Raw genomic sequence first — 9,774 nt, forward strand, 5'->3', positions numbered from 1 at the left:
CGCGGGGGCCGGGGCCCCCGTCCTCCCTCGCGGGGACGGGGCCCCCGCCGGCGTCACGAGAACGTGTGGACCAGCTGGATCTCGCCCACGATGTGCGCGTTGAACTCGGTCAACTCCTCTGCCGGGACCCACAGTTCGAGAATCGTGCGGCCGCCGGCCCGCTGCACGGGATATCTCCGCAGGAACTCCGTGTCGACCTCGAACCGGGTGACGTATCCGGCCCCGTCGTGCTTGACGTTCCAGTCCCGGGCGATTCTGACCGCGTAGTCCTCGTTGAGCACCGGATAGAAGATCGGCTGCTCCGGGAGCCGGGGCGGCCAGGCGCGCCACTCGAGCTCACGCACCAACTCGAGTTCTCTGGGGCCGGTGGGGCGCCAAAGAGTCGTGGTGTCTCGGTGCTGCCTGGTCACGGGAATCGCTTCGCTTCCTGGTGCGACGACCGCCGGTGCGGTCTGCTGACGTCCGACTGTATCCGCCGTCCCGTCACACGGGCAGGCGTATTTCCCCGGCTGTCGGCGGCCCCCCGGGGCGCGGCGGGCCGCCCGTCACCGGACGCGCGTGCCCGCGCCCCGCAGCCCGGGAGGCTCGTGCGGGGAGGGTCCGCAGCCCCGCCGCGCCGTCTCCGGCGCGCTCACGCCCCGTCTCCGGCGCGCTCACCCGCCTCCGGCGCGCTCAGGCCCCGTCGCGTCGGGCGGTGATCGCCGTGAGGTAGGCGCGCAGCATCGTCTTCGCCTCGTCGAGCAGGAGCGCGTCTCCCTCCGGGGCGCGGCGGAAGGCCTCCTGGGCGAGGGCGTCCGCGGCGAGGATCGCCGTGTGGCCCGCCCTGGCCAGGCTCTCGTCGTCGCCGGCCACGCCCAGGGCGCGCAGGACGCGGCGGATCCCGTCGGCCATCCGGCCCTTGTGCTCGCGGTCCGCGGCCCGGGTCCGCTCGGTGAGCCCGCTGCCGAACCACAGGGCGCGAAAGCCGTGTTCGGTCCGGTACACCTCGGCGTACGTGTCGATCAGCACGCCCACCGGATCGTCCCACCGCTCCTGCGCCGCCGCCCGGACCAGGTCGTCCATGACGCCCTCCAGCCGGGCGAAGTACCCGGTCGCGAGAGCGTCGATGATCGCGTTCCGGTCGGGCAGGTACTGGTACAGCGAGCCGACCGACACCTTCGCCTCGGCCGCCACCCGGGTCGTGGTGAGCGCCTCGACGCCCTCCGCCACCAGGATGCGCTCGGCGGCCTCCAGCATCAGCGCCAGACGCGCCCTGCTGCGCGCCTGCCGGGGGGTGCGGCGCAGAGGAACGCCGCCGTCGGGACCCGCGGTCGCCTGGACCAAGGAACTGCCTCCGAATCTGAACGTGACTTTGTTTCACGTTTACGCTACCTTCGCGCCCATGACCGCCTCAAGCGCGACGCCGGGCCGGGAGCGGACCGCCGTGGCGGACGCCTGCCGGCGTCTGGGGGCCGAAGGCCTCCTCATCGGCACGGCAGGAAACGTGAGCGTACGCGTCGAGGACCGGGTCGCGATCACCGCGACCGGCGCCGTCCTCGCCGACCTCACCCCCGACCAGGTGACCGTGGTGGACCTGGACGGCAAGATCGTGACCGGGGACCTGCAGCCGACCTCGGAACTGGAGCTGCACCTCGGCGTCTACCGCCGCTACGGAGCCGGCGCGGTCGTGCACACCCACGCCCCGATGGCCACCGCCGTCTCCTGCGTGCTCGACGAGCTGCCGTGCGTCCACTACCAGCTGCTCGCCCTCGGCGGCACGGTGCGGGTCGCGCCGTACGCCACGTTCGGCACGCCCGAACTCGCCGAGTCCGTGCTCGCCGCGCTCGACGGCCGCAGCGCCGCCCTGATGGCCAACCACGGCGCGCTCACCCACGCCCCGACCCTCGCCAAGGCGGTCGAGAACGCGCTGCTCCTCGAATGGGCCTGCGGCGTCTACCAGCGCGCGGCCGCCATGGGCCGGCCCCGCGTCCTCGACGAACAGCAGCAGCTCGCGGTCGTCGAGGCCGCGATCGCCCGGAACTACGGCGCCACCCACCCCGTCCCACCCGCACAGGAGGAAGCCCGATGAAGGTCGTCACGATGGGCGTGCACGTACTCGACGTACTGGTGCGGCCGGTGCAGGAGATACCCGAGGGCCAGGGCGCGACCCTGGTGGACGACATCCGCATGACGGCCGCCGGAACCGCCGGCGGCACCGCGCTCACCCTCGCCAAACTGGGCGCCGAGGTGCGCACGGCGGGCGCCGTCGGCTCCGACCCGACCGGCGACATGCTGATCCAGCTGCTGAACAGGGGCGGCGTCGACACCGAATTCCTGGTCCGCCGCACCGACACCGCCACCTCCGCGAGCGTCCTGCCGATCCGGCCCAACGGCGACCGCCCCTCGCTGCACCTGCTCGGCGCGAACATCGCCTACGGCCCCGACGACGTCCCCTGGGACGCCCTCGCCGAGGCGACCCATCTGCACCTCGGCGGCCCGGAGCTGATCGGCGTCGACGCGGCGGCGCGCATCCTGTCGTACGCCAAGGAACACGGCGTCGTGACCTCCGTGGACCTGCTCGCCCCCGGCGTCCTCGGCAGCTTCGAGCAGATCGAGGCGGCCCTGCCCCACATCGACCACCTGCTGCCCAACGAGGACCAGGTCCTCGGCTTCACCGGCGAGAGCGACCTGCTCGCCGGCGCCCGCAAGCTGCTGGCCGCCGGCGTGGGCGTCGTCGCCGTCACCCGCGGCGGGGACGGCGCGCTCGTGGTGACGGCCGACGGCGCGGAGCCGGTGCCCGCCTTCGAGATCGACGTCGTCGACACCACCGGATGCGGCGACGCGTTCTCCGCGGGCTACCTCCGGGGCGTCAGTCTGGGTCGTGCCCCGGGCGACGCCGCCGTCCTCGGCAGCGCCGCCGCCGCGCTCGTCGCCCAGGGACTCGGCAGCGACCACGGCGAATTCGACCTCACCGCCGCCGACGCGTTCGCCGCGACGCACAAGACCCGCCAGTGAACCGCCCCCCGGTGCGCCGGGGGCTTCGGGGACGCCGACGCGATCACGCGGCGCCGAACGCCGTGAACGCCCAGCCCGTCGCCTGGTGAAGGGCGTCCCCCGGGAGCGCGGACCGTGCCTCCAGCAGGGCCTCGGCGAGGGACAGCCCGCGGCGCAGACCCTCGTGCAGGGCCAGCATCAGGGGAACGACCGCCGCGTCGTTGACCGGTGCGCTGCTCGCGACCACGCCCGCCGTGCCCAGCGGCAGCAACGCCGTGACCAGACCGAGGAGTTCGTCCGCGCCGACGGAGGCGAGCCGGGCGGTGTCGCAGCTGGAGAGGATGATCCGGTACGGGCTGCGGGCCAGCCGCTCGAAGTCGTGGACGATCAACGGGCCGTCCGCCATGCGCAGCGAGGAGAACAGGGGGCTGTCGGCGCGGAACGTGCCGTGCGCGGCGATGTGCGCCAGCGCCGCCCCGTCCAACTCCGCCAGCACACGCGGCACATGGGCGTCCTCGTGCTCCAGCACGACGGGCCCGCCGTACCGCCCGGCCACCTCCGGGACCTCCGCCCCGCAGGTGGCCAGCCCCGGCCCGCGCACCAGGACCTGCCGTCCGCCGGGGGGCGGCTGCGTCTCCTGGGCCCGCAGCCAGCCGCTCGCCGACGGCGACACGCTGACCACCCGCTCCCGCAGCGCGGGCAGCAGCGCCCACGGCACCCGGTGCAGCCGGGCCGGCGGCACCACCACGACCGGCCCCGGCCCCAGCCGCCCGGCCGCCTCGCCGAGCAGCAGCTCCTCCAGCCGCCGTCCCATCGCCTCCACCAGCGGCAGCCGTCCCTCCGCGCCGGGATGGGCCAGCCGGCGCAGCCCCGCCTGAACGTGCTCGGCCTCCCGCTCCGCGTCGGCCAGCAGCCCGCCCGCGAACCGGCGCACCCGCCCGCCCCCGCACAGCAGCACCTGCACCCGGCCGTCCAGCACGGCCAGCTCGACCAGCCGTGCCTCGCCGAGCCGGTCCAGCAGCCGCCCGGCGTCGAACCGGCCGCCGCCGAACCGGTCGCCGCCCCACGGCGCGACCCCGCGGATGTGCAGCGTCCGGGAGCGGATCTCCCGCTCCAGACGCCGCTGTTCGCGTTCCAGCGCCGGCACCGGCCGGCCGTCCCTGCGGGCGGCCTCCGCACGGGAGGCGATCACCCGGAAGGCGGTGAGCCCGCTCAGCAGCGCCGGATCGGCGGGCGGCCGGGTCGGCGGCGTGGACAGCGCCGTGGCCCGCCAGCGCTCGCTCCACGCCAGCAACTGCCGCGGCCCGCCCCGCTCCAGACTGACCTGCTGGGCCAGTGAGGCCAGCTCCGCGCCCCTCGCGGTCGCGCGGGCCCGCAGTTCCGACGCCCCCAGCGTCGTGCGGTGGTCGTCGAGCACGTCGAGACCGCGCCGGCAGGCCTCCAGCACGCCCCGGCCGGAACCGGTGGCCCGCGCCCACAGCGCCCGGGCCGCCCAGCCCGTCATCCGGGCCAGCGGCGGACCGCTGTGCCGACTGCGCGCCGCGATCCGCAGACACCGCTCGGCGTCCGCGGCCCGGCCGAGGTCCAGCGCGATCCGGCCCGCCAGCAGCCAGGCCTCCGGCGCCGCGGGCGCCTGGAAGGCCGCCAGCCGTTCGGCGAGCCGCGCGGCGTCCGCGACCAGGCGGCCCGACCGCCGTCCGGTGGCCGCCCGGGCCTCGATGAGCACGAGCCGCGCGTGCGCCTCCCACCAGGTGCGCCGCTGTCCCGCGAAGAGCCGCTCGGCCACCGCCGCGCGGGCGATCGCCGTCGCCGGATCGTCCGCCAGCCGGGCCGCCCGCGCGGCCGTCAGCAGCAGCTCCGCCTTGCGGGTGGACTGTCCGCCGATCCCGTCGAGCACGCCGATCGCAGTGTCCGCCTCGGCCAGCGCCTCCGGGGCGAGGCCGGCCGCCATCAGGACCTCGCAGCGCCGGACGGCGAGCATGAACGTCGGCGTGCCGAGCTTGGCGTACCGCTCCTGCGCCTCGTCGAGGAGCCGCAGCGCGGCCGGTACGTCCCCCGAGTGGAACGCGGCCAGCCCCCGGCTCTCCACCGCGTCCGCCTTGTCGTGTTCCTGGCCGGTGGTCTCCCACAGCGTCTCGGCCGCGGTGAAGTCCGCCTCGGCCCGCTCCACCGCGCCGAGCGCCAGGTGCACGGTGGCGCGCAGGGTGCGGGCGCGCGCCGTCCAGATGACGTCGTCCGCCTGGCGCAGCACCGGTATCGCCCGGCGGACGTCCTCCAGCGCCTCACGATGCCGGCCGAGCACCCACAGGGAGTACGCCCGCCGGTAGAGCACGCGCGCGCGGGTGTGGCCCGTGCCCCGGGCGACGCCCCGCTCGAACGCGGCCATGCCCTGCCTCGTGCGGCCCGCGTGCACCAGCGCCACGCCGAGCGTGCCGAGGACGTCCGCCTCGCGCTCGGCCGAGTCGGAGCGGGCCGCGAGGTCCCGGGCGCGGCGCAGATGGTCGAGGGCGAGACGGACGTCCCCCCAGTCCCGCTGCCAGATGCCGATCACCTGGTGCGCGATCGAGGCGTGCAACGGCGTCGGATCGGTGTCGAGCACTTCCTCCGCCCGCGACAACGCGTCGCCCGGGGCGGCGAAGACCATCGGCAGCAGTTCGAGAACCGAGTCGTTTCCCGCTGTCACTCCAGAGATGGTAGTGCTCACAGCCGCACACCACACCGGTTCGCGACGAAGGGGCGCACGGCCGCGACCGCAGTGCCCCCGACCGCCGTCGCACGCCTGTATCAGACGACCGCCTCGCGGCTCACTCTGACGACCACCGGCTTGCAGGGGAGGACACGCCATGGCGCCGCAGCGTTTCCACGAGCAGTTCGACCAGATCCAGCGTTCGCTGCCCGGAGTCCCGTTGGCGATGGGACCGGACGACTCCGCCGAGTTCATCTACGAGAAGGGCGTCGTCCTGGCCCGCGACGGCGAGGAGGCCCAGGTCGTCGAGGACGCCGTCCGCACGCACTTCACCGCGACCGAGGGCCTCGTCCCGGACCATGTGCGCCGCGCGGGCCCGCAGGCCAACCGGTCCGGCGTCACCCGCATCCGGGTCGGCGATCCGGGGGAGGGCGGCCGCGCCGCCGACCACGCCGTCGCGGGGGCGTTGCGCGCGCTGCGCGAGACGGAGGGGCGCGCGGGACGCCGGCTGGTCAGCCGCAACCACGTCGTGTCGATCGCAGTGAACGCCTGCCCCGGCGACGAGCCGGCGCCCGCGCCGCGCACCGGCCCGCCCAACCCCGGCCCCGCGGCGACGGCCCACGACCCGGCGCGCGCCGTCGGCGTCCTCGTCGTCGACACCGGCCTCACGCACGACTACCGCTCCTACCCGCTGCTGGCGCACACCGAAGGCGACCTCCAGGTCAGGGAGACCGACGACGACGGCGTCCTGCAGCAGTACGTCGGCCACGGCACGTTCATCGCCGGGCTGGTCGCGGCCGTCGCGCCGAACACCGACGTCACCGTGCGCGGCACGCTCAACGACGCGGGCGCGATCCTGGAGTCCGAGTTCGGCGACAGACTCTTCGACGCCGTCGAGGACGGCTGGCCCGACATCCTCAGCCTCTCCGCGGGCACCTCCAACGGCCGCGTCGACGGGCTGCTCGGCATCGCCGCGTTCATGGACGAACTCCGCTCGCGGCACACCCTGTTGGTCGCGGCCGCCGGCAACAACGCCAGCGCGGCGCCGTTCTGGCCGGCCGCTTACGCCGCCCTGCCCGAACACGCCGACGCGGTCCTGTCGGTGGGCGCGCTGCGCGGCGACGGCGCGTTCGGCGCGTGCTTCAGCAACCACGGCCCCTGGGTGAAGGCCTACGCCCCCGGCGAGCGGCTGGTCAGCGCCTTCACCGGCTTCGGCGCGCCCGTCCCGTACGTCTACCAGCACTCCACCTACGACGCCTGCCGCTACGGCTTCTCGTACGCCTGCACCTGCCGGTCCCCGCGCCACACCGGGGTGTTGAGCGAGGCGCAGGCGGCCGCCCCGGGCAAGCCGGACCAGGTGATGTTCGAGGGGCTCGCGTCCTGGAGCGGGACGTCCTTCGCGACCCCGCTGGCCGCGGGCCTCGTCGCCGCCCACATGAGCGCGAACCAACTCACCGACCCCCGGGCCGCGGCCCGCCAACTGCTCGCCGGCAACGCCGAGTTCGCCGAGGTGCGGGGCGTCGGCGTGCCGGCCCTGCTGCCGCCCACCTGGCGGCCGGTCCCGGTCGGTCCCGCGTGAGGGCCGCATGAGGTCCGGGACGCACCCCGCCACGGCGTACGATGACAGGCCGTACACGAGGGGTGGGACGGTGGACCGTACTGAGGTCGGCGCGCTCGTCCAGTCCGCCGTCGACGGCGACGCGGCGGCCTGGAAGGGGCTGGTGGAGGGACTGAGCCCACTGGTGTGGTCGGTGGTGCGCGCCCACCGGCTCTCGGAGGCCGACGGACACGAGGTCTACCAGACCGTCTGGTTCCGCTTCGCCCAGCACCTGGGGCGGATCCGCGAGCCGCACAAGGCGGGGTCGTGGCTCGCGAGCACCGCCCGCAACGAGTGCCTGAAAGTGATCAAGGGCCTGCGGCGGCTGACCCCCACCGACGATCCCCGCCTGCTCGACCGGGCCAGCGAGGACCGCACGCCCGAGCAGTCGGTGCTGGACTCGGAGGAGGCGGCCGCCCAGGGCGAGCGCGTGCGGTTCCTGTGGCAGGAGTTCGAGGCGCTCGGCGAGCGCTGCCGGCAGCTGCTGCGGGTGCTGATCGCCTCACCGCCGCCCAGCTACCAGGAGGTGTCGGCCGCGCTGGGCATCGCCGTGGGCAGCATCGGCCCGATGCGCCAGCGGTGTCTGCGCCGGCTGCGCGCCCGACTCGACGCACGGGGAGCTCTGTGAACGGCATGAACGACACGCACATGAACCCCATGGACCCCTCGGACGACGGTGAGCCGGACGACTTCTTCGGCGACGTCCCCTTCGTCGACGAGGAGTTCGACCACGACCGGATGGAGGAGGAGCTCCGCGACGCCGCCGCCGTCCTGGACCCGGTGCCGGCCGGCCTGAGGCGGGCCGCCGTGGAGGCCTACGCGCTGTACGACCTGGACGCGCGGATCGCCGAGCTGACCTTCGACTCGCTGGTGGACGCGGTCCCCGTGCGGGGCGCGGTGGACGTGCCGCGCATGCTGACCTTCCACTCGGGCGAGCTCACGGTCGACGTCGAGGTGTCCGAGGACGGGCTGCTGGGACAGCTGATGCCGCCGCAGCCCGCGTCGATCGAGGTCCTGCACGGTCCCCGGGCCGGCGCCGCGCTGACCGCCGACGACCTGGGCCGCTTCGCCTCCGCCGCACCGCCCGCCGGACCCTTCGCCCTGCGGCTGCGGACCGGCGGGGACGTGGTCGTCACGGAGTGGCTGCGCGCCTGAGGCCCGTCGCCCCCGGGGACGGGCCGTGCGGGGCGGCCGTCCGGCAGCGCGCATTCGGTGACGCTCAGCCGCCGGTGACGCTCAGCCGGTGACGGCGTCCACGAGAGCGGCGAGCGCCGACGCGAGCCGGGTGAGTCCCGGGCCGGCCGGTCCGCCCGGCTCGCTCATGTACGCGTCCCGGCGGATCTCCACCATCAGCGCGCTCACCCTGGGGTCCTTCCCGTAGTACTCGAGCGGTACGTACGTCCCCGCGAACGGGCTGTCGAGGCCCGTGTCGCCGATCTCCCCGAACGCCGTCCGCGCGGCCGCCGCCAGCTCCGGCGGGGTGTGGAAGCCGTCGGTGCCCAGGCACACCGCCGGCCGCGGCCCGTCACCGTGCAGCTCGTAGGGGAGCGGCGCGGCCGGGTAGGAGTGCACGTCGACGACGACGACCCGTCCGACGGCCGCGAGCCGTTCGCCGACCGCGTCCGCCATCGCCCGGGCGTACGGCCGGAAGTAACGGGCGAGCAGCGGCTCGGGGTCGGTGTCCTCGGGCCGCAGCGGCTCGCGGTGCGTGGTCCGGGTGTAGACGGCGCCCATGCCGACGGCCCGCATCTCCTCCCGCTCGTCCGGGAACCGCTCCGGGTCGACGACCAGGCGCGACAGCCGGTTCACGAACCGCCACGGAGCCGCTGCCGCCAGCAGGGCCGCCTCCTCGGCGATCCGTGCGGTGTGCGCGTCGGTGATGTGGTCCAGCTCGCGCTCCAGCGCCCCGTCGTCCAGCACGATCCCCTTGCGCACCTCGGCCGGTATCTCCCGCGCCGAGTGCGGCACATGGAGGATCACCGGCGACGCGTCGGCGCCGGGCAGAAAGGAGAAGGACGGTGCGTCAGGGGTCATCTCGCTGCTCCGGGGCGTTGTCAGTGGCGTGGTGCATGATCGGAGACGCCATCACAGCATGGCGGGGCACCGAGCGAGGGAGCGGCATGGCGGCGACGAACGAGCAGGTGGCGGAGCACCCGTTCCTGAAAGCGCTGTACCGGGACGGCTATTACCCGGATCACCTGGTCGACCGCGGCAGGGAGGTCCTGCTGCGGCTGTGCGAGCGCGTCGAGGCCGAGCGGCCCGCCGGTCTCGACGCGCTGTACGTTCTCACCCACGCCGCCACCGAGGAGTTCAACGCCCTGCAGGACGCCTTCTGGGAGGCCGACAGCGAGATCGAGACCGTGGCCCGGGAGGAGATAGCGGGGGACTTCTGGTTCGTCGCGCGGGCCTACGGCTTCGCGGACGCGGACGTGGAGGAGCTGATCGCCCCCCGGGACTGGTGAGCGCTGTACCGGGACCGGCGGACGCGCCGCGCCCCGGCCCCGGCGGTGGGGCAGCC

The 9,774-nt window shown here is 74.9% G+C and carries 10 protein-coding genes; 6 read left to right on the forward strand and 4 right to left on the reverse strand.

The window, feature by feature from the left end; genetic code table 11:
• Positions 1-53: 53 nt before the first annotated feature.
• The gene (locus ABT300_RS37610) at positions 54-410 is read right to left on the reverse strand and encodes a hypothetical protein (RefSeq protein ID WP_502978072.1); all 357 of its coding nucleotides are present in this window, start codon (positions 408-410) and stop codon (positions 54-56) included.
• Between the two features lie 262 nt (positions 411-672).
• Positions 673-1,323, reverse strand: coding sequence for a TetR/AcrR family transcriptional regulator (locus tag ABT300_RS37615; RefSeq protein WP_351685822.1), 651 nt, complete (start codon positions 1,321-1,323; stop codon positions 673-675).
• A 58-nt stretch (positions 1,324-1,381) separates the two neighbouring features.
• Between ABT300_RS37615 and ABT300_RS37620 the strand changes: the two genes are divergently transcribed.
• Both ABT300_RS37620 and ABT300_RS37625 read left to right on the forward strand, forming a co-directional pair.
• A complete protein-coding gene (locus ABT300_RS37620; RefSeq protein WP_351685823.1) occupies positions 1,382-2,068 on the forward strand; it encodes a class II aldolase/adducin family protein in 687 nt (228 codons plus the stop codon).
• Positions 2,065-2,994 (forward strand): carbohydrate kinase family protein, encoded by a 930-nt coding sequence (locus ABT300_RS37625; RefSeq protein ID WP_351685825.1) that lies wholly within the window; start codon positions 2,065-2,067, stop codon positions 2,992-2,994. Before ABT300_RS37620 ends, ABT300_RS37625 begins: the two co-directional genes overlap by 4 nt.
• Positions 2,995-3,037: 43 nt before the next feature.
• Here the strand turns inward: ABT300_RS37625 and ABT300_RS37630 are convergent, their stop codons facing one another.
• Positions 3,038-5,617 carry a CHAT domain-containing protein gene (locus ABT300_RS37630; RefSeq protein WP_351685839.1) on the reverse strand — a complete coding sequence of 860 codons (2,580 nt, stop codon included), beginning with the start codon at positions 5,615-5,617 and terminating at the stop codon, positions 3,038-3,040.
• 199 nt (positions 5,618-5,816) lie between these two features.
• On the opposite strand from ABT300_RS37630, the gene ABT300_RS37635 reads away from it, so the two are divergent.
• The 3 genes from ABT300_RS37635 to ABT300_RS37645 are packed head-to-tail and all read left to right on the forward strand — an operon-like array spanning position 5,817 to position 8,411.
• Positions 5,817-7,238 carry a S8/S53 family peptidase gene (locus ABT300_RS37635; protein WP_351685827.1) on the forward strand — a complete coding sequence of 474 codons (1,422 nt, stop codon included), beginning with the start codon at positions 5,817-5,819 and terminating at the stop codon, positions 7,236-7,238.
• Between the two features lie 7 nt (positions 7,239-7,245).
• Positions 7,246-7,884 carry an RNA polymerase sigma factor gene (locus ABT300_RS37640; RefSeq protein ID WP_351685829.1) on the forward strand — a complete coding sequence of 213 codons (639 nt, stop codon included), beginning with the start codon at positions 7,246-7,248 and terminating at the stop codon, positions 7,882-7,884.
• Between the two features lie 5 nt (positions 7,885-7,889).
• Entirely contained in the window at positions 7,890-8,411 is a 522-nt protein-coding gene (locus tag ABT300_RS37645) for a hypothetical protein (protein ID WP_351685831.1), read from the forward strand.
• A gap of 81 nt (positions 8,412-8,492) precedes the next feature.
• Here the strand turns inward: ABT300_RS37645 and ABT300_RS37650 are convergent, their stop codons facing one another.
• Entirely contained in the window at positions 8,493-9,290 is a 798-nt protein-coding gene (locus ABT300_RS37650) for an N-formylglutamate amidohydrolase (RefSeq protein WP_351685833.1), read from the reverse strand.
• Positions 9,291-9,376: 86 nt separating this feature from the next.
• On the opposite strand from ABT300_RS37650, the gene ABT300_RS37655 reads away from it, so the two are divergent.
• The gene (locus ABT300_RS37655; protein ID WP_351685835.1) at positions 9,377-9,718 is read left to right on the forward strand and encodes a DUF5713 family protein; all 342 of its coding nucleotides are present in this window, start codon (positions 9,377-9,379) and stop codon (positions 9,716-9,718) included.
• The last annotated feature ends 56 nt before the right edge of the window (positions 9,719-9,774 follow it).

The sequence above is a fragment of the Streptomyces sp. NPDC001027 genome, from assembly GCF_040299045.1.
Classification (GTDB): Bacteria; Actinomycetota; Actinomycetes; order Streptomycetales; family Streptomycetaceae; genus Streptomyces.

Coding starts and splice junctions, on each gene's coding strand:
- ABT300_RS37620 (WP_351685823.1), top strand. CDS start 1,382: ATGACCGCCTCAAGCGCGACGCCGGGCCGGGAGCGGACCGCCGTGGCG.
- ABT300_RS37625 (WP_351685825.1), top strand. CDS start 2,065: ATGAAGGTCGTCACGATGGGCGTGCACGTACTCGACGTACTGGTGCGG.
- ABT300_RS37630 (WP_351685839.1), bottom strand. CDS start 5,617: ATGGTCTTCGCCGCCCCGGGCGACGCGTTGTCGCGGGCGGAGGAAGTG.
- ABT300_RS37635 (WP_351685827.1), top strand. CDS start 5,817: ATGGCGCCGCAGCGTTTCCACGAGCAGTTCGACCAGATCCAGCGTTCG.
- ABT300_RS37640 (WP_351685829.1), top strand. CDS start 7,246: ATGAGGTCCGGGACGCACCCCGCCACGGCGTACGATGACAGGCCGTAC.
- ABT300_RS37645 (WP_351685831.1), top strand. CDS start 7,890: ATGAACGACACGCACATGAACCCCATGGACCCCTCGGACGACGGTGAG.
- ABT300_RS37650 (WP_351685833.1), bottom strand. CDS start 9,290: ATGACCCCTGACGCACCGTCCTTCTCCTTTCTGCCCGGCGCCGACGCG.
- ABT300_RS37655 (WP_351685835.1), top strand. CDS start 9,377: ATGGCGGCGACGAACGAGCAGGTGGCGGAGCACCCGTTCCTGAAAGCG.